We start from the raw sequence: 25311 nt of genomic DNA on the forward strand, positions 1-25311 counted from the left end.
TCGATCAGGCGCGAGAGCCGATCAGTTGTACTTGCGGGTGATGTCGTCCACCTCGCCGATGGCGTCGGCAAGCGCCGAGAGCCGCTCGGCGGCCGCGTGCAGCGCCGAAAGCTCTCGGTTGAATCCCACGAGCGCCGACGGGCTGTGAGGCGCTGTCAGAGCAGCTGCCGAAGTCACCAGATCCTCGTACTGATCCAAGCCCGACTGCAACTCACGGACTGCGCCGTCGATGGTGGGATCAAGAGGTTCGGTTACCTTCGGCGTCGCGGCCACGGCGCGTTCCATCGCGACGACATCCGAAGACACCGCGAACATCGCTCTCAGTGCCGAATCGGCGGTAACAGTGATTTCGTCCAACTCACCGGGGTCGATGGTGTCGGCGCGTCTGAGCACACTCAAGATCTCGAACAGCGAAGTCTCGGCGCCGATGAGGCGCGACATCGGGATGAACGCGCGAGACGACGACGGTGGCAACCGCCGGCGAATCGGCGCGGACGGCGGTGGGCCGGAACTCATCGAACGGTAGCGGCCGACCGCGATCACGGCGGGAACCGCGAACAGTGCCGCTCCCCCGCCTGCCACGACCACCGACCACTCGGGAGCCGACGCGACGGCGAGGCCGGCCGTGCCGACCACGGATCCGCCGGACATGAAACCCCAACGCTGAGCGCGTCGGCGCGCACGGGCACGCTTGCGCTCGAACTTGGCCCGCGGGTCCTGCCACCGCCGAGCGGCATCCGCCGCCGAAAGCCCGACCTCGCGCAATGTATCCGCGGTGCGTCCCAAGGCTCCGAAAGCGCCGGATACGGAAACGGGAACGGCCGACCGGGGCTCACGCCCAGATCGACCGTCTCGTGAAGAAAACATCAGAGCATCACTGCCGACATCGAGGATTCGGCTACTGCCCGGTCTGACCGGCAGCCGGGGGCTGCTTCTCGACGGACGGAGTCGCGGGAGTGGCTGCTGCGCCGCCGGACGGCAGCGCCTCGCCCTTCATGGATGCACGAATCTGCTCGAGGCGACTGTGCCCTGCCATCTGGACCGAGGCCTGCTGGACCTCCATCATGCGGCCCTGAACGGAGTTCTGGGCGAGCTCGGCAGAGCCGAGTGCGTCAGCGTAGCGACGTTCGATCTTGTCGCGCACAGCATCGAGGCTGGGTGTGTTGCCCGGAGCCGACAGCGTGCTGTCCATGGAACGAAGGGACTCGCTCACGCGCTCCTGCATCTTGGCCTGCTCGAGCTGGCTGAGCAGCTTGGTGCGCTCGGCAACCTTTGCCTGCAGAGTCATCGCGTTCTGCTCGACGGCCTTCTTGGCCTGAGCGGCTGCCTGCAAGGACTGGTCGTGCAGTGCCTTCAGATCCTCGACGCCCTGCTCGGCCGTCACCAACTGGGCCGCAAAAGCTTCTGCAGCGTTGGTGTACTGAATCGCCTTGTCGTTGTCGCCGGCAGCAGCGGCCTGATCGGCGAGGTTGACTGCCTGGCGCGCGTTGGCGTTGAGCTTTTCGACCTCGTCGAGTTGACGGCTGAGCTTCATCTCGAGTTGACGCTGATTACCGATCACCGACGCAGCCTGCTGGGACAACGCCTGATGCTGGCGCTGTGCGTCCTCGATCGCCTGCTGAATCTGAACCTTTGGATCTGCCTTCTCATCGATCTTCGAATTGAAGAGCGCCATCAGGTACTTCCAGCCCTTGACGAAAGGATTAGCCATTGGTTTGATCCTGCCTCCATCTGATGCGCCGCGCCGAACGCGACCCGGAGCGCGACCGTCGCGCACCGAAACAAGGGCTGCGCCCTATCTGCTCTGACCCCACCTGCTGGAAACCGGCGGTTACGTACAAAATCTATCGGTTACGGCCGGTAGTGGCTACGCCGCCGCCAACCTTCGAGCGTTCGGTGCCGGAATCACGACGCGGGTGTCGCGTGCGATAGTCGGCGAACCGGAAGCCGAGACAGAGCCGGAAGCCGACACGGCAGGTTCGGCAACCTGCCGACCAGCTACCTGAGCGCTCTTCTTCGTGGCCAGGGTCTCGCTCACGTCGACCAGCACGTCGGACAGTGGGACTGCGAGCGCATCACAGATCGCCGCCAACAATTCGCTCGATGCTTCCTTACGTCCACGTTCCACTTCGGACAGATAGCCCAAGCTCACACGCGCGCTGTTCGACACCTCACGTAGCGTGCGGCTCTGCGAAACGCGCGTACGCCGGAGACTGTCACCGATTGCCTCACGCAATAGCAGCGCCATCTCGCTCCTCCTTCATCCGTGACCTCATCGTGCATGGTCGTACGTCTTCACAATCGTCAACGTCCGAACACATCCGATTGGTTCCCGAGCCTATCGTGCCGCACGCTCTACGACACGATCACGCAACCGCGACACGGCAGTCGCGACCGCGGTTGTCCGAATCTCCCACCGTTCGCCGCCGAGCGCGAGCGGTTCGCATTCGGTTCCGTCAGGGCCGGCGATACCGAGAAACACTGTTCCGACCGGGTGTCCGTCCTGCTCACTCGGACCGGCGACTCCGGTCAGACCGATACCCCAGTCCGCACCGCACTTCGTCCGGGCACCGAGCGCCAATGCCACCGCCGTGCTCTCGGACACGGGGCCGTCCGTTGCCAGGCGGCCTGGATCCACACCAGCCAGTGTTGCTTTCAGGTCGGTCGCGTACACGACCAGGCCCCCGCGCAACACCGCGCTCGACCCCGGCACCGACGCGACTGCAGCCGTGAACAACCCTGCTGTCAGAGATTCGGCGGCGGCGACAGTCTGCTTCGCGGCGCCGAGGGCCTCGACAAGTTCGACAACTCCGAGTCCGAGCAGCGGATCGGTCATGACTCGACTGCGCGAACTCCGGCGCGAAGCCTGATCGCCTGCACGATGTATTCGATTCCCGTCGCCACCGTCAGCACGACGGCAGCAGCCATCAGCAGCCCGCTGACGATGTCCCAACTGCTCGGCAGCGGGCAGAGGTAGAACCCGATCGCAACGGCCTGCACGAGGGTCTTGAGCTTGCCGCCCTTGCCCGCCGGGATGACCGCGTGCCGCAGAACCGCGAACCGCAGCAGCGTGATTCCGAGTTCCCTGGCGATGATCACTCCGGTCACCCACCACGACAGATCGCCGAGAACCGAGAGCCCGATCAGCGCGGCTCCGATCAGCGCCTTGTCCGCGATCGGGTCCATGAGTTTGCCGAAATCGGTGACCAGACCGTACTTCCGAGCCAATTGGCCGTCGATCCGATCCGTGATCGCGGCGACGATGAACACGCCCATCGCCCCGAGACGCCACCACGTCGAGTGTCCGCCGTCGACGAACAGAACAACGAGAAACACCGGAACGAGAACCATCCGGACCATCGTGAGAATGTTCGCGATGTTCAGCAACGGAACCGGGTTGTCCGCGACAGGTGTGCCGTCGGACGGGCCGACGGCGGCGCGATGGGCGTCGGTCTGATCGCGCGGGGTACTCATCGGATCACCGCACAGGCGGTGAGCCGAACCCGGGATACAGCCGAGCGGCGCGGGAATTGCGTGGGGCGGACAGGCACGCGACTTAGAATATCGGTAGGGCCATTGACTAATGTGCACCACATGACTTCGACCGCGCCGACCTATACCGAGAGCCAGTTGATCGTGCGTCGCGCGCGAACGTCGGACATCCCCGAAATCAAGCGTCTGATCGACATCTACGCCGGCAAGATCCTCCTCGAGAAGAATCTCGTGACGCTGTACGAGGCAGTCCAGGAGTTCTGGGTCGCCGAGCGGGGCGACCAGGTAATCGCTTGCGGCGCACTGCATGTGCTGTGGGCGGACCTGGGTGAGATCCGCACCGTCGCAGTCGATCCGACTGCGAAAGGGCAGGGCGCAGGTTTCCACGTCGTCGACAAACTCATCGAGGTCGCCAAGGAATTGGAGTTGGAACGGTTGTTCGTTTTGACGTTCGAGACCGAGTTCTTCCACCGTCACGGATTCGCGGAGATCGACGGCACTCCCGTCACCGCCGAGGTCTATGCCGAAATGTGTCGGTCCTACGACGCCGGCGTCGCCGAGTTCCTCGATCTGAGCTATGTGAAACCCAACACACTCGGCAATACTCGCATGCTCCTGACTCTCTGAACCGTTCAGACTCTTCAAACACACCTGTCTCGATCACCAGCCTCCGAAAGCGGTTCACGATGTCGTTGTTCCTCGTCGAATACACCTACGCACCCGAGAAGACCCCTCAGCGCGACGAAGTCCGCAGCGATCACCGCGCCTGGCTCGCGGATCTGGTTTCCCGCTCGATCGTTCTGTCATCTGGCCCGTTTGCAGATGGAAACGGCGCGCTGATCATCGTCGACGCCGCTGACGCCGACACCGTTTCACTCCTCTTCACCCACGACCCGTTCGCGATCGCCGATTTGATCGAGAAGGTCCGGATCACCGAGTGGGTTCCGGTGTTGGGTCAGTTCAGCGCCTGAGCGTCGGCCTACTCCCCGGCCCGGTCGCGAGTCTTCAACAGGCTCGCGACCGTCGTCACCGCCAATACTCCGATGATCACTCCGAGTGAGAGTGCCGTGGAGATTTCCGGCACGGAGACGTGTTCACCTCCGTTGACGAACGAGAGGGTGTTCTCGTGCAACGCGTGAAGTACCAGTTTCACACCGATGAACGCCAAGATTATCGAGAGCCCGTACGAGAGATAGACCAGCCGTTCGAGCAACCCACCGATCAGGAAGTACAGCTGCCGTAGGCCCATCAGCGCGAAGGCGTTGGCGGTGAAGACCAGATACGGTTCCTGGGTCAGACCGTAGATCGCCGGAATCGAATCGAGCGCGAAGAGCACGTCGGCAAAGCCGATTGCGATGAGCGCCAACAACAACGGAGTCACGACGCGCTTGCCGTCGATCCGGGTGATCAGTTTGTCGCCGTCGTATTCCTCGGTAGTCGGCAGCACCCGTTTCACGAGCGAGATGATGCGACTGTCGCGCTTCTCCTCGGCTTCCTTCTCATGCCCGTGATCGCGGATCAGGGTGTACGCGGTGTAGATCAGGAACGCACCGAAGAGGTAGAACACCCAACTGTATGCGTTGATGGCGGCGGCACCGACACCGATGAAGATTCCGCGCATCACCAACGCGAGGACGATGCCGATCAGCAATACCTTCTGCTGGAACTCTCGTGGTACCGCGAAGGTCGACATGATGATCACGAAGACGAACAGATTGTCGACCGAGAGCGCCTTTTCCGTGACATAGCCGGCGAAGTACTCACCACCGTACGTGGTGCCCCAGATCCACATCACGACGAGGCCGAAGACGATGGCGATCGAGATGTAGACCGTCGACCAGAACGCGGACTCCCGGAAGGTCGGCGCATGCGGCGTGCGGACGTGGGCGAAGAAGTCGAAGACGAACAGGCCGAGGATCACCACGATCGTGATTCCCCAAGCCAACGGCGTCACATGCACGGGTTCCTCCGGTCGTCTGTCGACGGCTTGTCCGCCGAGGTGTCCCTACTCGTCTGCGGGTGCCTCATCCGGGTCGCCGCCGCGAATCGACCACAGCAGACCGTCGAGTTCCTCAGGCTTCATGAGTACCTCGCGGGCCTTCGAGCCCTCGCTGGGGCCGACGACGCCACGATTTTCCATGAGGTCCATCAGTCGGCCGGCCTTGGCGAACCCGACTCGCAGCTTGCGCTGAAGCATCGACGTCGAACCGAACTGGCTGGTGATCACCAATTCCACGGCCTGCAAGAGGACATCCATGTCGTCGCCGATGTCGGGGTCGACGTCTTTCTTCTCCCCGGCCTTCTGCGCGGTGACACCTTCGGTGTACTCGGGCTCCGCCTGGTTCTTCGCGAAGTCGACGACCGCCGAGATTTCTTCGTCGGTGATGAACGCGCCCTGCATACGGGTCGGCTTACCCGCACCCATGGGCAGGAAGAGGCCGTCACCCATACCGATGAGCTTCTCGGCGCCTGGCTGATCGAGGATGACTCGCGAGTCCGTCAGTGAAGACGTCGCGAACGCCAGACGAGACGGCACGTTGGTCTTGATCAGGCCGGTGACGACGTCGACGGAGGGGCGCTGCGTTGCCAGCACCAGGTGGATACCGGCAGCACGGGCTTTCTGCGTGATGCGGACGATCGCTTCTTCGACGTCGCGGGGAGCGGTCATCATGAGGTCGGCCAGCTCGTCCACAATTGCCAGGATGTACGGGTACGGACGGTAGACGCGCTCGCTGCCCAGCGGGGCGGTGATTTCGCCGGACTTGACCTTGGAGTTGAAGTCGTCGATATGACGCACCCGGTTGGCCTGCATGTCCTGGTAACGCTGTTCCATCTCCTCGACCAACCAGGCCAGCGCTGCCGCGGCCTTCTTCGGCTGAGTGATGATCGGCGTGATCAGGTGCGGGATACCTTCGTACGGCGTGAGCTCGACCATCTTCGGGTCGATGAGGATCATCCGTACTTCTTCCGGCGTTGCTCGGGTGAGCAACGAGACGAGCATCGAGTTCACGAAGCTCGACTTACCCGAGCCGGTCGAACCTGCCACCAGAAGGTGGGGCATCTTCGCGAGGTTGGCACTGACGAAGTCACCTTCGATGTCCTTGCCCAGACCGATCACCAGTGGGTGGTGATCGCGTCGGGTGCTCGGCGCGTTCAGCACGTCGGCGAGGCGAACCATTTCGCGGTCGGAGTTCGGTACCTCGATGCCCACCGCGGACTTACCCGGAATGGGGGCCAGGAGGCGGACGTTGTCGGTAGCCACTGCATAGGCGATGTTGCGGGCGAGCGCGGTGATCTTCTCGACCTTGACGCCCGGGCCGAGTTCGACCTCGTACCGCGTCACTGTCGGGCCGCGGGTGAATCCGGTAACGGCGGCGTCGATCTTGAACTGTTCGAGGACCTCGCTGATCGCTTCGATCATCGCGTCGTTCGCAGAACTGCGGAGCTTGGGCGGGTCCCCTTCGATCAGCAACGTCGTCGGAGGGAGGTTGTAGTCGCCGTCGGTGACCCGATCGGTGACGAAGTGTTCCTTCTCCTCCGGCTCCGGTTCGGGTTTCGGCACAGGCTTGGCGATAGGGACGGAACGGGCCGGCACCTTGGGGCGCGGCGCCGGAGTCTCCACGACGGGCGCGGCAGCAGCCACGACGGGCTCGTCGGGTACTGCGGTGTCGTCGGCGTTCCACAGACCGAGTACTTCGGTCTTCTTGTCGCCGGATTCGAACTCGTCCGTCGGGTAGTTGTCGATCGGTGCGCGTCGGCTGGTCCGCTTGGCGGGCTTGAGCGGTGGCTCGGCGTAGGTGTCGACCGGGTAGCCGTCGGCGTCGAACAGTGAAGGATCGTAAGCAGATTCGCCGTAGTGGTGCTCGCCGTCCTCGTCGAATTCGGATCCGTAGTCGCCGTATTCGTCCGAGCGATACGAGGCACCGAAGAAGGACTGGAACTTGCTCGGCACCTCACGCAGCGTGGTTCCGGTCAGAAGGAGGATTCCGAATCCGGCGGCGATGACCAGCAGCGGCGCAGACAGCCAGACGGTGAGCCCGTTGGTGAGCGGGCCGCCCACGACGTACCCGACGAACCCTGCTCCGTTGGAGCGACCGGTGGAGTCTGTCGGTGAACCCGAGATGATGTGCCAGAGGCCGAGCGCCGGCAGACCGACCAGCAACGATCCCATGATCAGTCGGGGGCGGATCTCAGGTTTCGGTTCTGTGCGCATCAACAGGATCGCGAGGCCGACGCCGACGATGGGGAGCACGGCCGAGGCCGCGCCGAAGATAGCGCGCACAAGGGTGTCGATGCCGCCGCCGATCGGACCACCGGCCTTGAACCAGACTCCGCCGGCGATGACGACGCTGAATGCGATCAGGCCGAGCGCTATTCCGTCGCGGCGGTGGCCGGCTTCGATCTCGCCGACCTTACTGACGGTGCGTGTGGTGGCGCCGACGCCGCGGGCAGCCAGGGACCACCCGGCTCCGATTCCCTTGCCGACAGCCGCCAACGGGCTGGCCCGCTGAGACGTTTTCGATACCGGGCGGCGCGCGGCCGACGACGTACCGGAGGCCTTCTTGGGCGCTGGCTTGGAGCCTTTGCCCGAGGCCGGGCGCCCACCAGCCCTGGCCGAAGTCGTGACGTTCCGAGGAGTCGACACGGTCCGTGTGGTGCGCGAGGTGCGAGGTTTTGCGGTCGTGCGCGCACTCGGAGTGGAGGCTGACGACCTGGTCGATGCCCTGGACGTGGACGTGCTTGTACTGGATCCCCGGGCGCTCGACTTACCTGCCATGGAGTTCAGGCTAGTCTGTGCGACCCCATCTGGACCATCCGCAACACCAGCAACACTGGTCGCGAGTGCGAAACGTGATCTTCGCAACCCGTCGTTCGAGCGCCACTCAGGTAGAAAAAGGCAATCAGAAACTGCGATCGAGCGCCATCACGGATTGGACGTCGGCCAGTTCACCTTTGGCTTCGATCTTCACTTCGTTGCGACCGAAAGCGTGCAGCAGCAACTCGGCGGGTTCGCCCTGCAAGACAACACTGCGAGAGCCGGATTTATGGACGACCGCACTCTCGCCGGAGGGAAGTTCGAGAATTACCTCGACAGCGGCCTTGCGGTAGCCCATCTTGCCGATCTGGCGTGCGTACTTCCACAGCTGAGCCTGCCGACCCTCCGACAACGGACGCGGCGCCCAGTTCAGATGTGCGCGGCGTACGTCTTCGTGGTGAACGAACATCTCGGTGGTGTTGACCTGCGCGTCGAGCCAGTACATCGGCGACCATCGCGGCGGCCCGCTCCGAACGTCGTCGAGGATCTCCTCCCACGGACGCGCCGCTGCGGCCTTTCGAACGCTCTCGGTGTGACCGGCAAGAGGGCTCAACATGATTCCGGGAGCGGCGTCGAGACGCCGCTCCCGGACAATCAGATGTGCTGCCAGGTCACGATTGGTCCACTCCCCACACAGTGTCGGAGCATCGGGGCCGAACTCGACCATGCTGTCCACCAGGGCGAGTCGTTCGTCATGAGCGAAGGTCACCTTCGCCAAAGTACTCGAACCGGACCGGGTTCGAGCGGAAGCGACCTGCTGTGCCGAATCTACGGAACCGCGATGACCGTCGGAATGATCATCGGACGGCGGCGGTACTTGTCCGCGACCCAGCGTCCGACGACGCGGCGCACGGACTGCGCGATGCGATGAGCGTCGATGACGCCTTCGCTCGCCAACCGGGCCAGGTCCGATTCCACGAGATCCGCGGCGGCCTTGAGTGCCGTCGGATCGTCGGAGAAGCCGCGACCGGACACCTCGGGAGTGCTGACTGCACGTCCTGTCGACTCGTTGATGACGATGGTGATGGCGATGAAGCCACCTTCGCCGAGTACGAGGCGATCGGAGAGCGTCGGCTCGCCGACGTCGCCGACTGAAAGACCGTCGACGTAGACGTGTCCGACCGGTACGCGTCCGACGATCTCGGCGAGGCCGTCGACCATGTCGACCACGACGCCGTCCTCGGCCAGCACGATGCGCTCTTCCGGAACGCCGGTGGCCTTGGCAAGGGCGGCGTTGGCACGCAGGTGCCGCCATTCACCGTGGACGGGCATGGCGTTGGTGGGCCGAACCGCGTTGTACAGGTAGAGCAACTCACCGGCGGACGCGTGGCCCGAGACGTGAACCTTGGCGCTCTGCTGCGTCACGACGGTGGCACCGCGCTTGGCCAAGCCGTTGACCACGGCAAAAACGGAGTTCTCGTTACCCGGAATCAGCGAGGATGCGAGAACGACCAGGTCGTTGGCACGGATGTTGATTTGGCGGTGTTCGCCGCGTGCCATCCGCGAGAGCGCTGCCAACGGCTCACCCTGCGAACCCGTCGAAATGAGCACCAGGCGATCGTCGGGAAGGGTGGCGGCGGTGTCGATGTCGACGACCAGTCCGTCTGGCACCGTGAGGTAGCCGAGATCCTGGGCGATCTGCATGTTGCGGACCATCGAGCGGCCGACGAAGACGATGCGACGGTTGTACCGAGCGGCAACGTCGACGACCTGCTGGATGCGGTGCACGTGGCTGGCGAACGATGCCACGATGACGCGCTGCTTCGCCTTGCCGATGACGTTGTCGAGCACTCCCCCGATTTCACGCTCGGGCGTGACGAATCCCGGGACCTCGGCGTTGGTCGAGTCCACGAGGAACAGGTCGACACCCTCGTCGCCCAGGCGGGAGAAACCGGCGAGGTCGGTCAGGCGGCCGTCGAGAGGCAGCTGATCGAGCTTGATGTCACCGGTGTGCAGTACAACTCCGGCGTCGGTGCGAATCGCGATCGCGAGCGCGTCGGGTATCGAGTGGTTGACGGCGAAGTACTCGCAGTCGAACGGGCCGTGAGTGGTGGTGTTTCCTTCGACGACCTCGACGAGGTTCGGTCGCAGGCGATGCTCGCGGCACTTGGCGGCAACGAGGGCGAGAGTGAACTTCGCGCCGATGACCGGAATGTCCGCGCGCAGGCGCAGCAAGAACGGCAGAGCACCGATGTGGTCCTCGTGGCCGTGAGTCAAGATGACGGCTTCGACGTCGTCCATACGGTCTTCGATGTAGCGGAAGTCCGGGAGGATCAGGTCGACGCCGGGCTGCTGGTCCTCGGGGAACAGCACACCGCAGTCGACGATCAGCAACTTGCCGCGGTGCTCGAACACCGTCATGTTGCGACCGATTTCGCCGATGCCGCCGAGAGCAACGATGCGCAGACCTGATGCCGGCGCCTTCGGGGGTGTTCCGAGGCGACCTGTGGGATCGACGGCCGGACGGTTCTCGGGGCGCTTGTTTCCGCGCCCGTTGCCCGCCTTCGACGCTGCCGGACGGTTGCCGCCGGCAGATTTGCGTGGCGACCTGTCTTCGGTCGATTTCTTGGGTGCAGCAGATTTGGTGGCTGCGGACTTGGTCGCTGCAGATTTGGCTGCTGCGGCCTTCTTGGGCGGGGCGGCTGCGGCGGGGGCCGCTTCTGCCGCCGGCGCAGCTGGTGCCTCTACCGGTGCGGCCTTCGCGGCCGTTTCGGGAGCCGGAGGCGAAGGCGGACCGGCTTGACGACTGGCACTACGACGTCGGGGGGGACGGGTCATTTACAAAACTCCTGCCGCATGCAGATCGGCGGCAAGACCGTCGATCTGCTCTTTAGTGGGTGCAACCTGCGGAAGGCGTGGTTCTCCGACATCGATTCCGATGAGTCGCAGACCCGCCTTCGAAGCGCTGACACCGCCGAGGCGGGCAACGGAACGAATCACAGGGATCAAACTGAGGTTTATCTCGCGTGCGCGGGCGATGTCGCCGGACACGAACGCGGTGTGGAGGTCGCGGAGGCGACCCGGAACGAGATGGCCGATGACGCTGACGAAGCCGGTAGCACCGACAGCGAGCCACGGCAGGTTCAGCGGGTCGTCACCGGAGAAGAACTGAAGCTCGGTGGTGCCGATCAACTCTGCGCCGGCGTTGAGGTCACCCTTGGCATCCTTGACGGCCTTGATCCGCGGGTGCTCGGCGAGTCGGCGGATCGTTTCGGTCTCGATGGGGACGACGGAGCGGGGCGGAATGTCGTACAACATGACGGGCAGGTCGGTCGCGTTGGCGACGGCGGTGAAGTGTGCAAAGAGTCCGGCCTGGGGCGGACGCGAGTAGTACGGGGTGACGACGAGCAGACCGTGCGCTCCGGCGCGAGCCGCGTCACGGGCGAGTTCGACACTGTGGGCGGTGTCGTTGCTCCCGGCGCCTGCAACGATCTTCGCGCGGTTGCCGACGGCGTCGATCACTGCGCGGAGCAGGTCGAGCTTCTCGGACTCGGTGGTGGTGGGAGACTCACCGGTCGTGCCGGCAAGAACGAGGCCGTCGCAGCCGTTGTCGACGAGATGGGCTGCGAGGCGCACTCCCGCGTCGACGTCCAACTTCCCGTCGGCAGTGAACGGGGTCACCATCGCAACGGAAATGGTGCCGAACGGACGCTCGACAAGAGAAGCGGAATCACCGTAGGTCATGGTCAGAAGGTTACCCGGTTCAGCTCTTACTTCTGCACACGAGTCACGACTCGGCCGCAAATGCACTGACGGCGATTTCCGATCCGTCGCTTCCGCGGAGAATCTCGTAGTCCCCGAACACATTTGGGGCGACGTCACGAAGCTGACGTAGGCACTCGATCGCGACTCGCCGGATCTCGACGTCGGCATGTTCGGTGGCGCGCATCTCGACGAAGTGCCGCCAGGCCCGATAGTTCCCGGTCACGACCAAGCGCGTCTCGGTTGCGTTGGGCAGCACCGAGCGCGCAGCTTGCCTGGCTTGCTTCCCACGCATCGGGGCACCGGGCACTGATTGCAATTTCCCCTCGAGGGCGGTCAGCAGTTCGCCGTAAGCGCGACGGCTCTCGTCGGTGGCAGACAGAAACAGTGCTTCGAGCTCAGGATCACCTTCGACCGCGGGAGGCACGACAACGTTCGCATCATTCTCGCGAACGAATCGCTGCGAGAGTTGCGAGTACGAGAAGTGCCGGTGACGAATCAATTCGTGAGTGCACGAGCGCGAGATACCAGTGATGTAGAAGCTCACCGTCGCGTGCTCTAGCACCGAAACGTGTCCGACCTCGAGCAGATGCCTGAGGTAGCCGGCGTTGGTTGCGGTTCGCGGATTCGGCTTGGACCAACTCTGGTAGCAGGCTCGGCCGGAGAACTCGACGAGCGCTTCGCCGCCATCCGCGTCCGTCTCCCACGGAATGTCCTCGGGCGGGAAGAACTCGGACTTCGCCACCAACTGCACTTTCAGCGACACCGTGTTCGGCACAACCCACTCCTCGACAAGCACGAAACGACCAGCACGAAACCCGGGCGCCGTTCGCCTCAGGTGCTGGGCAACTCTATAGCGGTTGCGCTCCCCCGAGATCGAGTGACGTCACCACACCCTTGACTGACGTCACTTTTGACGCCACTCTGGTGTCATGGACATTTCGGAGTACACCGCGAAGCTGCAGAATGACCTCGTCACCGCAGCCGAACTCGGCGACGATCACACGCGCCGGATTGCGGCGTCGTTGTCCGCCGCCATCGAACCCTCGGTCCGCCTGGTCTTGTTGGCCGCGGCGACGGAGTTGGCCAAGGAGATCGGGACCAAACTCGACGGCCGCGAGGTCAGGGTCAACCTCGACGGCAACGAGATCGTGACCGACGTAGTCCGCCCGACGAATTCGACCGGCGGCGAGGGCGGAAACGAGAAGGCAGACGATGAAAGAAAGGACTCCACTTACTCGTTCGACGACGTCAGCGGCGATATCAGCCGAGTGACGTTGAGGATGATGGAGCAGATCAAAGCTCGCGCCGAGGAGGCAGCCAATCAGAACGGAGTCTCCCTCAACTCGTGGGTTTCACAAGCCGTTCAGGGCGCATTGCGGGACCAGATGCGCAAGAACGGCATGGACTAGTTCGACGCCACCCTGATCGCCGATGATCTAATTGCGCAACTGCAGTAATCACGAACCGTTGCCGCAAGGCGAGAAGGAGCACGTTCATGGCCGTTTCGGGCGTCAAGGAATTCGAGATCAAGGCTGATCCGGAAACGGTGATGAAGGCCGTAGCTGCAGTCGATCGGCTGCCGGAGTGGTCGTCTGCGCACAAGAAGATCACCATCGAGAGCACTCACGACGACGGTCGACCCCATCGCGTTCGCATGGCCGTGTCCATTCTGGGAATCAACGACGAGCAGGTAGTCGACTACACCTTCGAGGGCGACGACAAGGTGACCTGGACCCTCGTCGAGAGCGGCCAGCAGAACCAGCAGGACGGCTCGTACGTCTTGACTCCCACCGACGGTGGAACCAAGGTCACCTTCGAACTGACCATCGATCCCAAGATCCCGCTGCCGGGCTTCCTGGTGAAGAAGGCGCAGAAGACGGCCCTGGAAACTGCAAGCAAGGGCCTGACGAAGTTCGTCGAAAACTTCTGAGCGCACACGCAATTCAGGCGGCCCTTACTTCGGCGTTCATCGCCGGGTAGGGGCCGTTTGCTGTGAAGCCCAGCTGCGATTTCTCGGAAGTTCTTGCCGATGTTGAACATTCGCCGGTAGCCGGGGACCGCCCGGAGTAACGTCGGCCGCGTGTCCGCCGAGACCGCAGAGCCCAACTCCATGGCACCCGTGCGCATCCTCGTCTACAGCGACGACGCACACACCCGCGAGCAAGTTCGGCTCGCTCTCGGAGAGCGCCCACATCCTTCGATGCCCACCATCGATTACGTCGAGGTCGCGACGGCGCCGATCGTCGTCGACAAGCTCGATGCCGGCGGAATCGATCTCGCCATCCTCGACGGCGAGGCGAGTCCGGCGGGCGGCATGGGCGTCGCGAAACAACTCAAGGACGAGATCGTCGACTGTCCGCCGATCCTCGTACTGACCGGTCGACCCGACGATGCGTGGCTGGCGTCGTGGTCGCGAGCGGAAGCCTCAGTGCCGCAGCCGATAGATCCGATGGAACTCTCTTCCACCGTCATCGCGCTTCTGCGTCGGCAACTGAGCCGGTGAGCACCCGTTGCAGCGGTGATTCGTTGCGGCGCCGACTACTTCGGACTTTCGAGAGCGAAACTCGGCACCTCGAAAATCAACCCAATGTCGGAGGCCTCCCCTAGTGTGGGTGTCGCAGGTCACATAAGTGTCGAATTGCTGGCAGTATCGAAATCGAACGGCACCTTCGGGTTAACGGCACCTTCGGGTTAACGGCACCTTCGGGTTAACGGCACCTTCGGGCTAGGCGGACATCCGCACAGCGGAGAGGAGTTCGGGTGAGATGAACGCTTACATCCCCATTCTCGTTCTCGGGGTCATCGCGATGGCCTTCGCTGTGGTGTCGGTTGTTCTCGCGTCCGTGGTCGGCCCGAAGCGGTACAACAGGGCGAAACTCGAAGCCTACGAATGCGGAATCGAACCGGCACCCCGTACCGCTGGTGGCGGACGGTTTCCCGTCAAGTTCTATCTGACGGCAATGCTGTTCATCATCTTCGACATCGAGATCGTTTTCCTCTATCCGTGGGCGGTGCATTTCGATTCGCTCGGCTTGTTCGGCCTCGCGGCGATGGGCCTTTTCATAGTCAACGTCTCGGTGGCATACGCATACGAATGGCGACGAGGCGGTCTCGGTTGGGACTAGCTCAGCGAACACAGGAACAGCACACACGAGTCAGACAAAACCGGTCACACCGCAGCTGTTACGACTGAAAAGAGTCGGATATGGGTCTCGAAGAAAAGCTCCCCAGCGGATTTCTACTGACCACGGTCGAGGGCCTGGCAGGTTATGCCCGCAAAGGATCACTGTGGCCTGCCACCTTCGGGCTCGCGTGCTGCGCCATCGAGATGATGGCAACCACGTCGGGTCGCTTCGACCTGGCGCGGTTCGGTATGGAGGCATTCCGCGCGTCGCCGCGACAGGCAGACCTTCTGATCGTGGCCGGGCGGGTCAGTCAAAAGATGGGCCCGGTACTTCGTCAGGTCTACGACCAGATGGCCGAGCCGAAATGGGTTCTGGCCATGGGTGTATGCGCGTCGTCCGGCGGAATGTTCAACAACTACGCAGTGGTTCAGGGCGTCGACCACATCGTGCCGGTCGACATCTACTTGCCCGGCTGTCCGCCGCGGCCGGAGATGCTCCTGAACGCGATCATCGAACTGCACCGAAAGATCCAGGAAATGCCCCTCGGCGTGAACCGCGAAGAGGCACGCGCGGCAGCCGAGCGCGCCGCACTGGCATCCACCCCCACCATCGACATGAAGGGGCTGCTGCGATGACCTCGGGTAACACCGGCGCGAGAGGGATGTTCGGGGTCCGCGGCACTGGCGACACCTCGGGCTACAGCAGGCTTGCCCCTCCGATCTCTCTAGAGGACAAGGCTTCTCGACCCTTCGGCGGTTATTTCGATGCAGTCGCGGATTCGTTGGACGCGGCATTGAGCAGCGCGGGTGGCACTTTCACCGCTGCAGTCGAGCGTGTGGTGATCTTTCGAGACGAGATGACGCTGCACGTCGAACGCTCCCACTTGCCGCAGGTTGCGCGAAGACTGCGCGACGAACCGGACCTTCGCTTCGAGCTCTGCCTGGGTGTCGACGGAGTGCACTACCCGCAGGACACCGGTCGTGAACTGCACGCCGTGTATCCACTTGCCTCGATTACGCACAACCGCCGAATCAGGCTGGAAGTATCTGTGCCGGATTCCGATCCGCATATTCCGTCGATTGTCGGGATCTACCCGACCAATGACTGGCATGAACGCGAGACGTACGACTTCTTCGGGATCGTCTTCGACGGTCATCCGGCCCTGACCCGCATCGAGATGCCCGACGACTGGAAAGGCCACCCCCAGCGGAAGGACTATCCGCTCGGCGGTATCCCGGTCGAGTACAAGGGCGCCCAGACTCCGCCTCCCGACGAGCGTAGGTCGTACAACTGATGAACGAGACGACAGGAAGCAACTCCGGTGCCACGACGGAAACCGTCGTCACGGCATCGGGTCAGGACTGGGACGACATCGTCACCGCGGCCGCCCGCCAGCGAACCGGCGAGGCGGAACGGATCGTGGTCAACATGGGCCCACAGCATCCGTCCACTCACGGGGTCTTGCGCCTCATTCTCGAGATCGAGGGTGAGACGGTCGTGGAAGCTCGATGTGGAATCGGGTACCTGCACACCGGAATCGAGAAGAATCTCGAATTCCGGAACTGGACGCAGGGTGTCACTTTCGTTACTCGAATGGACTACCTGTCACCGTTCTTCAACGAAACCGCGTACTGCCTCGGAGTCGAGAAACTTCTCGACATCACCGACGACATTCCCGAGCGAGCCACCGTCATTCGCGTGATGATGATGGAACTCAATCGGATCTCCTCACATCTCGTGGCCCTGGCGACCGGCGGAATGGAACTCGGCGCCGTAACGGCGATGCTGTTCGGATTCCGCGAACGCGAATTGATTCTGGACGTGTTCGAGACGATCACCGGACTGCGGATGAATCACGCCTACATCAGGCCTGGTGGTCTCGCTCAGGATCTACCCGACGGGTCGGTCGCGAAGGTTCGGGAATTGTTGAAGGTCCTACCGAAACGGTTACGTGACGTCGAACTGATGCTCAGCGACAACTCCGTCTGGAAAGCACGTACCCAGGGAATCGGATATCTCGATCTCACCGGCTGTATGGCGCTCGGGGTGACGGGGCCGGTCCTTCGCGCCACAGGTCTCCCCCACGATCAGCGTCGAGCGCAGCCGTACTGCGGCTACGAGAACTACGAGTTCGACGTAGTGACACACGACGGATCCGATTGCTACGGAAGGTACGTCATCCGCGTCGAGGAGATGAAGGAGTCCCTCAAGATCGTGGAGCAGTGCCTCGACAAGCTACAACCGGGCCCGGTCATGGTGGACGACAAGAAGATCGCCTGGCCTGCCGATCTCGCTGTGGGACCGGATGGCCTCGGCAACTCGCAGAAGCACATCGCCAAGATCATGGAGTCCTCCATGGAAGGTCTGATTCACCATTTCAAACTGGTCACCGAGGGTATCCGCGTGCCGCCAGGTCAGGTGTACGTCGCCGTCGAGTCTCCGCGTGGCGAACTGGGGGTGCACATGGTCAGCGACGGGGGAACCCGGCCGTACCGCGTCCATTTCCGGGACCCGTCGTTCACCAACCTTCAGGCAGTAGCCGCGATGTGTGAGGGAGGCATGGTGTCCGACGTGATCGCTTCGGTTGCCAGTATCGATCCCGTCATGGGCGGAGTGGACCGATGACCGGCCCGAACGGCTCGTCACGCGTGTTCATCGAACTCGGGCCGCGCCCGGAGGAGCCCACGCAATTGGTACGCCCTGGCGCACGATCGAGCTATCCACCCGACGTACTGGCCCGACTCGACGCCGACGCCGAAACCGTCATCGCTCGCTACCGTGAGCCTGACGCCGCCGCGACCACCAGTCGATCCGCCCTCTTGCCGCTCCTTCATCTCGTGCAATCCGAGGACGGGTACATCACCCCGGCCGGGATCGATTTCTGCAGTGCCAAGCTGGGTTTGACGGGCGCCGAGGTCGCCGCAGTTTCCACCTTCTACTCCATGTATCGCCGGGGGCCGACGGGTGAGTATCTGGTCGGAGTCTGCACCAACACGCTGTGCGCGATCATGGGCGGCGACGACATCCTCGCGGCACTCGAAGAGCACCTGGGCTCGACAGGCTCCAGAGATGAAGGTGGACACTCCATCTCGACGTCCGACGGTAAGATCACCCTCGAACACATCGAGTGCAATGCGGCGTGCGACTACGCCCCCGTCATGATGATCAACTGGGAGTTCTTCGACAATCAGACCCCGGAATCGGCGCGCTCACTCGTCGATGCGCTCCGCGCCGGAGAGCGCGTGACACCCGATCGCGGTGCCACGCTGTGCTCGTTCCGGCAGACTGCGCGCACTCTGGCTGGTTTTCCGGATACGCGAATCGAGGCAGCCGAAGCGCAGACCGTCGGCGATGCAACTCTTGCCGGACTACGTATCAGCCGATCTCTCGACGACAATCCACCCGGCTCGGCTTCCGCGGCCGACGCTCCCGGCGAAGGGAAGTGACATGACACTCGCCCCCGTCCTGAGTCGATACTGGGATCAACCGAATTCATGGACCCTCGACAGCTACCTTCGCCGCGACGGCTACCAGGCGCTGCGCAAAGCGCTGGCCACGCCCCCCGACGCCGTGATCGAAACCGTCAAGGACGCGGGCCTGCGCGGACGTGGCGGCGCGGGCTTCCCGACAGGCCTCAAGTGGAGCTTCATCCCCCAGGTCTCCGAAGACAAGCCAGGAGACGGCAAGCCTCACTACCTCGTCGTCAATGCCGACGAGTCCGAACCGGGCACATGCAAGGACATGCCGTTGATGATGGCGACCCCACACACGTTGGTGGAGGGAGTGATCATCGCGGCGTACGCAATTCGAGCAGCGAAGGCGTTCATCTACGTCAGAGGTGAGGTTGTCCCGGTTCTGCGACGCCTGCAGACCGCTGTCGCCGAGGCTTACGCGGCCGGATATCTGGGCCGCAACGTCCTCGGTTCGGGTTTCGATCTGGATCTCGTCGTCCATGCCGGAGCCGGCGCCTATATCTGTGGGGAAGAGACGGCCCTCCTCGATTCGTTGGAGGGACGACGCGGTCAGCCTCGACTGCGGCCGCCGTTCCCCGCTGTCGCCGGTCTCTATGCCTGCCCGACCGTCGTCAACAACGTCGAGTCCATCGCGAGTGTTCCGTCGATCGTCCTGGGCGGCCCGGAGTGGTTCCGGTCGATGGGAAGTGAGAAGTCACCGGGATTCACGCTGTATTCGCTCTCGGGTCATGTCACCACCCCCGGCCAGTACGAGGCTGAACTCGGGATCACCTTGCGCGAGCTGCTCGAATACGCAGGCGGGGTCCGCGCTGGACACACCCTCAAATTCTGGACTCCCGGCGGATCCTCGACACCGATCTTCACCGACGAACATCTCGATGTCCCACTCGACTACGAGGGCGTCGGCGCCGCGGGATCCATGCTCGGTACCAAGGCCTTGCAGATATTCGACGAGACAACCTGCATCGTGCGTGCGGTGTTGCGATGGACCGAGTTCTACGCTCACGAATCCTGCGGTAAATGCACGCCGTGCCGCGAGGGCACGTACTGGCTGGTGCAGATCCTGCGTCGGCTCGAAGGTGGAACAGGAACCGAGGCCGATCTCACCAAACTTCTCGATATCTCGGACACGATCCTCGGAAAGTCCTTCTGCGCGTTGGGTGATGGAGCGACCAGCCCGATCATGTCTTCCTTGAAGTACTTCCGCGAGGAATACGTAGCGCATTTCGACGGGAACGGATGCCCGTTCGATCCTCACCGGTCCGTTCTCGCGACAGGAGCGTTCGTCTCATGACTGCAGCCGACGCCACCACTGGAACCGATGCGGCACCGCCGATTGATCTCGTCACCCTCACCATCGACGGCCGGGAACTCCAGGTCCCCCAGGGCACGTTGATCATTCGCGCTGCGGAGATGATCGGCACCCAGATTCCGCGGTTCTGCGATCATCCTCTACTGGACCCGGTCGGTGCTTGCCGCCAGTGCATCGTGGAAGTCGAAGGTCAACGCAAGCCGGTGGCGTCCTGCACGACACCGGTTGCGGACGGAATGGTCGTCACCACACAGCTCACGTCGCCTGTGGCCGAGAAGGCGCAACGCGGGGTGATGGAACTCCTGCTCATCAACCACCCTCTGGACTGCCCCGTGTGCGACAAGGGCGGCGAGTGTCCGCTCCAGAACCAGGCGATGTCGACCGGTCGCACCGAATCCCGGTTCGGTGAGGAGAAAAGGACCTACCCCAAGCCCATCCCCCTCTCGTCCGAGATCCTCCTCGACCGCGAGCGTTGTGTCCTCTGCGCCAGGTGCACGCGATTCTCGAGTCAGATCGCCGGCGACCCGTTCATCGATCTCCTCGAGCGCGGCGCGCTTCAACAGGTCGGGATCTACGCCAACGAGCCCTTCGAGTCCTACTTCTCGGGCAACACCATCCAGGTTTGCCCGGTCGGCGCGCTCACCAGTACGGCATATCGATTCCGGGCGCGACCGTTCGATCTGGTGTCCAGCCCCAGCGTGTGTGAACACTGCGCCGACGGATGTGCTCAGCGCACCGACCACCGTCGCGGAAAGGTTCTCCGTCGTCTCGCCGGGGACGACCCCGACGTCAACGAGGAATGGAACTGCGACAAGGGGCGCTTCGCTTTCACGTACACGACCCAAGGTGATCGGATCACCACTCCCCTGATCCGCAATGCTGACGGCGAATTGATTCCGGCGTCGTGGCCCATGGCACTCGACCTCGTTGCGCGATCCTTCGCGCAGGCCCGCGGTGACGCAGGCGTACTCGTCGGCGGACGCTCTACCTTGGAGGACGCCTACGCCTACGGTAAGTTCGCGCGAGTTGCTCTCGCTACCAACAACATCGACTTCCGAATCCGCGCTCACTCAGCCGAAGAGGAAGATTTCCTCTCAGCTCACGTCGCTGGCCGCACACTTGAAGGGTCGGTGACGTACCAGGACCTCGAATCTGCCCCGACCGCGTTGCTGGTAGCTCTCGAGCCAGAGGAGGAGTCACCGATCATCTTCCTGCGACTGCGCAAGGCCGCACGTTTCGGCAAGACGACGGTGCTCTCCAGCGCGCCATTCGCTACGCGCGGCCTGCAGAAGATGGGCGGTGGTCTACTTCGGACCGTACCCGGAAGTGAAGCAGCTCTGATGGATTCGTTGTCCCACCCCAGCAGTGAGGAGGGTCAACTCCTCCGGCAGCCCGGTGCTGTGATCCTGCTGGGTGAGCGACTGAGTGCGGTAGCAGGCGGCTTCGCCGCGGCGCTGCGACTCGCCGAATCGACGGGAGCTTCTTTGGCCTGGGTGCCACGCCGCGCTGGTGATCGCGGCGCCGTCGAGACCGGCGCGCTACCGGGATTGCTTCCCGGCGGACGCCCCGTTGCGGACCCGGCAGCACGTCAGGAGGTGGAATCAGTGTGGGGGGCCTCCATCCCGGCATCCGACGGTCGCGACGCCGCGAGTCTGCTGGATCCGGGGCAGACGACTGCTGCGCTTCTTGTCGGCGGCGTCGAGTTGAGTGATCTCCCGAACCCGGCGAGGGCAAGGGCCGCGATCGAAGCCGCAGGGTTCGTTGTGAGTTTGGAGATCCGTCACAGCGGAGTCACCGAACTCGCCGACGTCGTCTTCCCGGTGGCACCGGTCGCCGAGAAGCCCGGAACCTTCCTCGACTGGGAAGGCCGCGAGCGCGTGTTCGACACCGCGTTGAGAACGACAGGAGTAATGCCGGATCAGCGCGTTCTCCACGCGATCGCAGCCGAGATGGGCATCGATCTGGGCCTACCCGACGCAGATTCCGCACGCTCGGAGATACACCGCCTCGGCGCTTGGTCCGGATCGCGCCCCACCTCGCCACAGGTCCCGTCAGGCACCATGCCCACACCGGCACTGGGCGAGGCAGTGTTGTCGAGTTGGCGAATGTTGCTCGACAACGGCCGATTGCAAGACGGCGAGCCCAACCTGGCGGGTACGGCACGGCCGTCGCTCGTGCGTTTGTCGGCCGAGACCGCTGCCGAGATCGGCGCCGACAACGGCGATCACGTTGCGGTGTCGACTGAATCCGGTTCCATCACATTACCGTTGGAGATCACCGAACTCCCGCCTCGAACAGTCTGGCTCCCGCTCAATTCACCGGGTAGCACGATCTACGAAACGCTCTGCGTCACCGCGGGGTCCGTGGTGAAGATTGCGAAGGCGGGAGCGCAATGAACACCCACGAGTACGGGACGGTCGCAGCTCCGGTCGACCTGTCGGCGTTCGGGCACGACCCGTGGTGGTTGGTGATCGGCAAGGCTCTCGCTATCTTCGTGTTCCTCGTACTCACCCCGCTGGTGGCGATCTACGCGGAACGAAAGGTCATGGCACGCATGCAGATGCGTGTCGGACCGAACCGCGTCGGCCCCCGTGGAATGCTCCAGAGCCTCGCTGACGGAATCAAGCTCGCCCTCAAGGAGGGCATCACACCGACCGGCGCCGACAAACCGATTTACCTCCTCGCGCCCGTCATCGCGGTCGTGCCCGCCTTCATGGCGTTTGCTGTCATCCCGTTCGGTCCACAGGTGTCGATTTTCGGAACCCGGTCACCCCTGCAACTGACCGATCTACCGGTCGGCGTTCTGTACATCCTGGCCGTCACTTCTATCGGTGTGTACGGGATCGTCCTTGCCGGCTGGTCTTCGGGATCGACGTATCCCCTACTGGGCGCACTTCGATCGACCGCTCAGGTCATCTCGTACGAGGTAGCGATGGGCCTGTCTTTCGCTGCCGTTTTCCTCTACGCCGGCACGATGTCCACGTCCGGCATCGTCGACGCCCAACAGGGAGCCTGGTACGTCTTTCTCCTCCTGCCGTCCTTCCTGATCTACGTGACAGCCATGGTCGGCGAAACCAACAGGGCTCCCTTCGACCTTCCCGAGGCCGAGGGTGAGCTGGTAGGTGGGTTCCACACCGAGTACTCCTCCCTCAAGTTCGCGATGTTCATGCTGGCCGAGTACGTGAACATGGTGACGGTGTCCGCTCTGGCCACCACGCTGTTTCTGGGCGGGTGGCACGCACCGTTCCCGTTCAATCTTTGGGACGGCGCCAATTCCGGTTGGTGGCCGGTGCTGTGGTTTGTCGCGAAAGTGTGGGGCTTCCTCTTCGTCTTCATCTGGTTGCGCAGCACGCTTCCTCGATTGCGCTACGACCAGTTCATGAATCTCGGCTGGAAGGTTTTGATCCCAGCAGCTTTGGTATGGGTGATGGTGATCGCGACCGTTCGTGCGTTCCGCAACGAGGGCTACAACACCTGGGTCGTACTTCTCTGCGTCGCACTGGTTCTCGGAGCTGCGCTCCTGATCGTGTTGGCCGGGACTTACCGCGGCCGACGCCGAACTGCCGCGTTGGTCACCGCTTCGGGGACCTTGCCTTTCGATGCAATGTCGGGCGGCTTCCCGGTTCCACCGCTGCCTGGTCAAAAACTGCCTGGTCAAAAACTGCCTGGTCAGAACGTGCCACCGCCGCGACGCACAGATGTTTCCGACACATCGGAGGACTCCCATGCCTGAATTCCTCGGACCTATCGCGGGTTTCGGAGTGACGCTCTCGACCATGTTCAAGAAACCCGAGACCGAGTTCTATCCGGAGGAGAAGCGCCCCACCGCGCCCGGATACCACGGTCGCCATCAACTCAACCGGTATGCGGACGGACTCGAGAAGTGCATCGGTTGCGAACTGTGTGCCTGGGCCTGCCCCGCCGACGCGATCTATGTCGAGGGTGCTGACAACACCGAAGAAGAACGGTTCTCCCCCGGTGAGCGCTACGGGCAGGTGTATCAGATCAACTACCTGCGGTGCATCGGCTGCGGCCTCTGCGTCGAGGCCTGCCCCACTCGGGCCCTCACGATGACCAACGAGTACGAGATGGTCGACGACAATCGAGCTGGATTGATCTACGAGAAGGACCGACTGCTCGCGCCCCTGAAACCCGACATGACAGCGCCACCACACGCGCTGCGTCCCGGCACAACTCAGGACGACTACTACCGCGGCGACATCACAGCAGTACCCGAACAAGCAGTATCCGAGCAAGCAGCACCCGAGCGAGAGCCGAACCCGGAGACCGAGAAATGATCGCGGCGGTCACGACCACGATCCTGGCGGAGGGAACGATGACATCGACCTCCACCGGCGAGGCGGTGCAGTTCTGGATCCTCGGAACCCTTGCGGTGATCAGCGCTTTGGGTGTCGTCGCCGCTCCCAAGGCCGTCTACTCTGCACTCTTCCTTGCGATGACGATGATCATCCTGGCCGTGTTCTACATCGTGCAGGGCGCACTGTTCCTGGGTGTCGTTCAGATCGTCGTCTATACCGGCGCGGTGATGATGTTGTTCTTGTTCGTCCTGATGCTGGTGGGCGTGGATTCTTCGGACTCCCTGGTCGAAACGCTACGCGGACAACGAGTCAGCGCGATCGTGATCGGCGTCGGATTCGGGCTACTCCTCATCGGAGGCCTCGGAAATGCGTCGATCTCGGGCTTCACCGGATTCACCGGACTCGACCAGGGCAACATCGACGGACTCGCCGATCTCATCTTCATCCGCTACGTCTGGGCCTTCGAACTGACCGGCGCACTGCTGATCACGGCGACACTCGGCGCAATGATGCTCGCACACCGGGAGAAGATCGGAGCCACACTCAGCCAACGCGAACTCTCCAAGCAACGATTCGCGTACCTGGGCAGCGATGAAGACAATCCCGAAAAGGGCTCGGCCACTCCACTCCCCAGTCCCGGCGTGTACGCACGTCACAACGCAGTGGACATGCCGGCCTTGTTGCCGGACGGAACATTCTCGACGCTCTCGGTCAGCAGCGCGCTCACTCCACGTTCCCCGGATCCGAGCACCGGTGAGGAGACTCAGCGATGAATCCCGAGAACTATCTGTATCTGTCCGTCCTGTTGTTCACGATCGGAGCTGCAGGAGTCCTCCTGCGCCGCAACGCCATCGTGGTGTTCATGTGTATCGAATTGATGCTCAACGCCGCCAACTTGGCGTTCGTGACCTTCGCGCGCATGCACGGCAATCTGGACGGCCAGATCTTCGCCTTCTTCACGATGGTGGTCGCTGCGGCCGAAGTAGTCGTCGGCCTGGCAATCATCATGATCATCTTCCGATCTCGGCGTTCTGTATCCGTCGACGACGCAGACCTGCTGAAGTACTGA

The 25311-nt window shown here is 63.0% G+C and carries 27 protein-coding genes; 16 read left to right on the forward strand and 11 right to left on the reverse strand.

Features of this window, described 5'->3' with window-relative positions:
* Positions 1-21: 21 nt before the first annotated feature.
* The 5 genes from pspM to pgsA form a co-directional block, all read right to left on the reverse strand.
* Positions 22-867: a phage shock envelope stress response protein PspM gene (gene pspM / locus ACKAMS_RS13480; RefSeq protein WP_020907518.1), complete on the reverse strand. Its 846-nt coding sequence runs from the start codon at positions 865-867 to the stop codon at positions 22-24.
* A gap of 31 nt (positions 868-898) precedes the next feature.
* Positions 899-1711, reverse strand: a complete 813-nt coding sequence (pspA, locus tag ACKAMS_RS13485; RefSeq protein ID WP_003942098.1) for a phage shock protein PspA — start codon at positions 1709-1711, stop codon at positions 899-901.
* 156 nt (positions 1712-1867) lie between these two features.
* On the reverse strand, positions 1868-2248 hold the full coding sequence (locus tag ACKAMS_RS13490; protein ID WP_097387421.1) for a helix-turn-helix domain-containing protein: 381 nt from the start codon (positions 2246-2248) through the stop codon (positions 1868-1870).
* Between the two features lie 90 nt (positions 2249-2338).
* A complete protein-coding gene (locus tag ACKAMS_RS13495; protein ID WP_019748185.1) occupies positions 2339-2836 on the reverse strand; it encodes a CinA family protein in 498 nt (165 codons plus the stop codon).
* Entirely contained in the window at positions 2833-3474 is a 642-nt protein-coding gene (pgsA, locus tag ACKAMS_RS13500; protein WP_003942125.1) for a CDP-diacylglycerol--glycerol-3-phosphate 3-phosphatidyltransferase, read from the reverse strand. Before pgsA ends, ACKAMS_RS13495 begins: the two co-directional genes overlap by 4 nt.
* A 120-nt stretch (positions 3475-3594) precedes the next feature.
* On the opposite strand from pgsA, the gene ACKAMS_RS13505 reads away from it, so the two are divergent.
* Both ACKAMS_RS13505 and ACKAMS_RS13510 read left to right on the forward strand, forming a co-directional pair.
* Positions 3595-4119 carry an amino-acid N-acetyltransferase gene (locus ACKAMS_RS13505; protein WP_019748183.1) on the forward strand — a complete coding sequence of 175 codons (525 nt, stop codon included), beginning with the start codon at positions 3595-3597 and terminating at the stop codon, positions 4117-4119.
* 59 nt (positions 4120-4178) lie between these two features.
* Positions 4179-4463 carry a YciI family protein gene (locus ACKAMS_RS13510; protein WP_019748182.1) on the forward strand — a complete coding sequence of 95 codons (285 nt, stop codon included), beginning with the start codon at positions 4179-4181 and terminating at the stop codon, positions 4461-4463.
* A gap of 8 nt (positions 4464-4471) precedes the next feature.
* Here the strand turns inward: ACKAMS_RS13510 and ACKAMS_RS13515 are convergent, their stop codons facing one another.
* The 6 genes from ACKAMS_RS13515 to thyX form a co-directional block, all read right to left on the reverse strand.
* Positions 4472-5452: a TerC family protein gene (locus ACKAMS_RS13515; RefSeq protein ID WP_019748181.1), complete on the reverse strand. Its 981-nt coding sequence runs from the start codon at positions 5450-5452 to the stop codon at positions 4472-4474.
* 45 nt (positions 5453-5497) lie between these two features.
* Entirely contained in the window at positions 5498-8269 is a 2772-nt protein-coding gene (locus ACKAMS_RS13520; RefSeq protein WP_019748180.1) for a DNA translocase FtsK, read from the reverse strand.
* A gap of 124 nt (positions 8270-8393) precedes the next feature.
* Complete coding sequence (locus ACKAMS_RS13525) at positions 8394-9017, reverse strand: TIGR03085 family metal-binding protein (RefSeq protein WP_408989120.1); 624 nt, start codon at positions 9015-9017, stop codon at positions 8394-8396.
* Positions 9018-9076: 59 nt separating this feature from the next.
* On the reverse strand, positions 9077-11086 hold the full coding sequence (locus tag ACKAMS_RS13530; protein ID WP_019748179.1) for a ribonuclease J: 2010 nt from the start codon (positions 11084-11086) through the stop codon (positions 9077-9079).
* A complete protein-coding gene (gene dapA, locus ACKAMS_RS13535) occupies positions 11087-11992 on the reverse strand; it encodes a 4-hydroxy-tetrahydrodipicolinate synthase (protein WP_003942142.1) in 906 nt (301 codons plus the stop codon).
* Between the two features lie 43 nt (positions 11993-12035).
* Complete coding sequence (thyX, locus tag ACKAMS_RS13540; RefSeq protein ID WP_020907513.1) at positions 12036-12788, reverse strand: FAD-dependent thymidylate synthase; 753 nt, start codon at positions 12786-12788, stop codon at positions 12036-12038.
* A 154-nt stretch (positions 12789-12942) separates the two neighbouring features.
* On the opposite strand from thyX, the gene ACKAMS_RS13545 reads away from it, so the two are divergent.
* The 14 genes from ACKAMS_RS13545 to nuoK all read left to right on the forward strand — a co-directional run bounded on the left by ACKAMS_RS13545 (position 12943) and on the right by nuoK (position 25311).
* A complete protein-coding gene (locus ACKAMS_RS13545; RefSeq protein ID WP_021344051.1) occupies positions 12943-13422 on the forward strand; it encodes a toxin-antitoxin system HicB family antitoxin in 480 nt (159 codons plus the stop codon).
* Positions 13423-13508: 86 nt separating this feature from the next.
* Complete coding sequence (locus ACKAMS_RS13550; protein ID WP_020907512.1) at positions 13509-13943, forward strand: SRPBCC family protein; 435 nt, start codon at positions 13509-13511, stop codon at positions 13941-13943.
* A gap of 180 nt (positions 13944-14123) precedes the next feature.
* Positions 14124-14516, forward strand: coding sequence for a response regulator transcription factor (locus ACKAMS_RS13555; RefSeq protein ID WP_044480360.1), 393 nt, complete (start codon positions 14124-14126; stop codon positions 14514-14516).
* 262 nt (positions 14517-14778) lie between these two features.
* Positions 14779-15138, forward strand: coding sequence for an NADH-quinone oxidoreductase subunit A (locus ACKAMS_RS13560; protein WP_003942165.1), 360 nt, complete (start codon positions 14779-14781; stop codon positions 15136-15138).
* An 80-nt stretch (positions 15139-15218) separates the two neighbouring features.
* On the forward strand, positions 15219-15773 hold the full coding sequence (locus tag ACKAMS_RS13565; RefSeq protein ID WP_003942234.1) for an NADH-quinone oxidoreductase subunit B family protein: 555 nt from the start codon (positions 15219-15221) through the stop codon (positions 15771-15773).
* On the forward strand, positions 15770-16432 hold the full coding sequence (locus ACKAMS_RS13570; protein ID WP_019748174.1) for an NADH-quinone oxidoreductase subunit C: 663 nt from the start codon (positions 15770-15772) through the stop codon (positions 16430-16432). The genes ACKAMS_RS13565 and ACKAMS_RS13570 overlap by 4 nt, the downstream gene beginning before the upstream one ends.
* Positions 16432-17763, forward strand: coding sequence for an NADH dehydrogenase (quinone) subunit D (nuoD, locus tag ACKAMS_RS13575; RefSeq protein WP_408989121.1), 1332 nt, complete (start codon positions 16432-16434; stop codon positions 17761-17763). The genes ACKAMS_RS13570 and nuoD overlap by 1 nt, the downstream gene beginning before the upstream one ends.
* Positions 17760-18584 carry an NADH-quinone oxidoreductase subunit NuoE gene (nuoE, locus tag ACKAMS_RS13580; protein WP_020969458.1) on the forward strand — a complete coding sequence of 275 codons (825 nt, stop codon included), beginning with the start codon at positions 17760-17762 and terminating at the stop codon, positions 18582-18584. Before nuoD ends, nuoE begins: the two co-directional genes overlap by 4 nt.
* Before the next feature lies 1 nt (position 18585).
* Positions 18586-19905: an NADH-quinone oxidoreductase subunit NuoF gene (gene nuoF, locus ACKAMS_RS13585; protein WP_019748171.1), complete on the forward strand. Its 1320-nt coding sequence runs from the start codon at positions 18586-18588 to the stop codon at positions 19903-19905.
* A complete protein-coding gene (locus tag ACKAMS_RS13590; protein ID WP_408989122.1) occupies positions 19902-22319 on the forward strand; it encodes an NADH-quinone oxidoreductase subunit G in 2418 nt (805 codons plus the stop codon). The genes nuoF and ACKAMS_RS13590 overlap by 4 nt, the downstream gene beginning before the upstream one ends.
* Positions 22316-23656, forward strand: a complete 1341-nt coding sequence (gene nuoH / locus ACKAMS_RS13595) for an NADH-quinone oxidoreductase subunit NuoH (RefSeq protein WP_042951737.1) — start codon at positions 22316-22318, stop codon at positions 23654-23656. Before ACKAMS_RS13590 ends, nuoH begins: the two co-directional genes overlap by 4 nt.
* A complete protein-coding gene (gene nuoI, locus ACKAMS_RS13600; RefSeq protein WP_408989123.1) occupies positions 23649-24221 on the forward strand; it encodes an NADH-quinone oxidoreductase subunit NuoI in 573 nt (190 codons plus the stop codon). Before nuoH ends, nuoI begins: the two co-directional genes overlap by 8 nt.
* A complete protein-coding gene (locus ACKAMS_RS13605; protein ID WP_070385269.1) occupies positions 24218-25015 on the forward strand; it encodes an NADH-quinone oxidoreductase subunit J in 798 nt (265 codons plus the stop codon). The genes nuoI and ACKAMS_RS13605 overlap by 4 nt, the downstream gene beginning before the upstream one ends.
* Positions 25012-25311, forward strand: a complete 300-nt coding sequence (nuoK, locus tag ACKAMS_RS13610; protein ID WP_003942238.1) for an NADH-quinone oxidoreductase subunit NuoK — start codon at positions 25012-25014, stop codon at positions 25309-25311. Before ACKAMS_RS13605 ends, nuoK begins: the two co-directional genes overlap by 4 nt.

The sequence above is a fragment of the Rhodococcus sp. 5A-K4 genome (assembly GCF_046097995.1).
Classification (GTDB): domain Bacteria; phylum Actinomycetota; class Actinomycetes; order Mycobacteriales; family Mycobacteriaceae; genus Rhodococcus_F; species Rhodococcus_F erythropolis.

What these genes read in the sequence shown, in the direction of transcription:
- pspM (WP_020907518.1), bottom strand. Translation starts at nt 867, where the DNA reads ATGTTTTCTTCACGAGACGGTCGATCTGGGCGTGAGCCCCGGTCGGCC.
- pspA (WP_003942098.1), bottom strand. Translation starts at nt 1,711, where the DNA reads ATGGCTAATCCTTTCGTCAAGGGCTGGAAGTACCTGATGGCGCTCTTC.
- ACKAMS_RS13490 (WP_097387421.1), bottom strand. Translation starts at nt 2,248, where the DNA reads ATGGCGCTGCTATTGCGTGAGGCAATCGGTGACAGTCTCCGGCGTACG.
- ACKAMS_RS13495 (WP_019748185.1), bottom strand. Translation starts at nt 2,836, where the DNA reads ATGACCGATCCGCTGCTCGGACTCGGAGTTGTCGAACTTGTCGAGGCC.
- pgsA (WP_003942125.1), bottom strand. Translation starts at nt 3,474, where the DNA reads ATGAGTACCCCGCGCGATCAGACCGACGCCCATCGCGCCGCCGTCGGC.
- ACKAMS_RS13505 (WP_019748183.1), top strand. Translation starts at nt 3,595, where the DNA reads ATGACTTCGACCGCGCCGACCTATACCGAGAGCCAGTTGATCGTGCGT.
- ACKAMS_RS13510 (WP_019748182.1), top strand. Translation starts at nt 4,179, where the DNA reads ATGTCGTTGTTCCTCGTCGAATACACCTACGCACCCGAGAAGACCCCT.
- ACKAMS_RS13520 (WP_019748180.1), bottom strand. Translation starts at nt 8,269, where the DNA reads ATGGCAGGTAAGTCGAGCGCCCGGGGATCCAGTACAAGCACGTCCACG.
- ACKAMS_RS13530 (WP_019748179.1), bottom strand. Translation starts at nt 11,086, where the DNA reads ATGACCCGTCCCCCCCGACGTCGTAGTGCCAGTCGTCAAGCCGGTCCG.
- dapA (WP_003942142.1), bottom strand. Translation starts at nt 11,992, where the DNA reads ATGACCTACGGTGATTCCGCTTCTCTTGTCGAGCGTCCGTTCGGCACC.
- ACKAMS_RS13545 (WP_021344051.1), top strand. Translation starts at nt 12,943, where the DNA reads ATGGACATTTCGGAGTACACCGCGAAGCTGCAGAATGACCTCGTCACC.
- ACKAMS_RS13550 (WP_020907512.1), top strand. Translation starts at nt 13,509, where the DNA reads ATGGCCGTTTCGGGCGTCAAGGAATTCGAGATCAAGGCTGATCCGGAA.
- ACKAMS_RS13555 (WP_044480360.1), top strand. Translation starts at nt 14,124, where the DNA reads ATGGCACCCGTGCGCATCCTCGTCTACAGCGACGACGCACACACCCGC.
- ACKAMS_RS13560 (WP_003942165.1), top strand. Translation starts at nt 14,779, where the DNA reads ATGAACGCTTACATCCCCATTCTCGTTCTCGGGGTCATCGCGATGGCC.
- ACKAMS_RS13565 (WP_003942234.1), top strand. Translation starts at nt 15,219, where the DNA reads ATGGGTCTCGAAGAAAAGCTCCCCAGCGGATTTCTACTGACCACGGTC.
- ACKAMS_RS13570 (WP_019748174.1), top strand. Translation starts at nt 15,770, where the DNA reads ATGACCTCGGGTAACACCGGCGCGAGAGGGATGTTCGGGGTCCGCGGC.
- nuoD (WP_408989121.1), top strand. Translation starts at nt 16,432, where the DNA reads ATGAACGAGACGACAGGAAGCAACTCCGGTGCCACGACGGAAACCGTC.
- nuoE (WP_020969458.1), top strand. Translation starts at nt 17,760, where the DNA reads ATGACCGGCCCGAACGGCTCGTCACGCGTGTTCATCGAACTCGGGCCG.
- nuoF (WP_019748171.1), top strand. Translation starts at nt 18,586, where the DNA reads ATGACACTCGCCCCCGTCCTGAGTCGATACTGGGATCAACCGAATTCA.
- ACKAMS_RS13590 (WP_408989122.1), top strand. Translation starts at nt 19,902, where the DNA reads ATGACTGCAGCCGACGCCACCACTGGAACCGATGCGGCACCGCCGATT.
- nuoH (WP_042951737.1), top strand. Translation starts at nt 22,316, where the DNA reads ATGAACACCCACGAGTACGGGACGGTCGCAGCTCCGGTCGACCTGTCG.
- nuoI (WP_408989123.1), top strand. Translation starts at nt 23,649, where the DNA reads ATGCCTGAATTCCTCGGACCTATCGCGGGTTTCGGAGTGACGCTCTCG.
- ACKAMS_RS13605 (WP_070385269.1), top strand. Translation starts at nt 24,218, where the DNA reads ATGATCGCGGCGGTCACGACCACGATCCTGGCGGAGGGAACGATGACA.
- nuoK (WP_003942238.1), top strand. Translation starts at nt 25,012, where the DNA reads ATGAATCCCGAGAACTATCTGTATCTGTCCGTCCTGTTGTTCACGATC.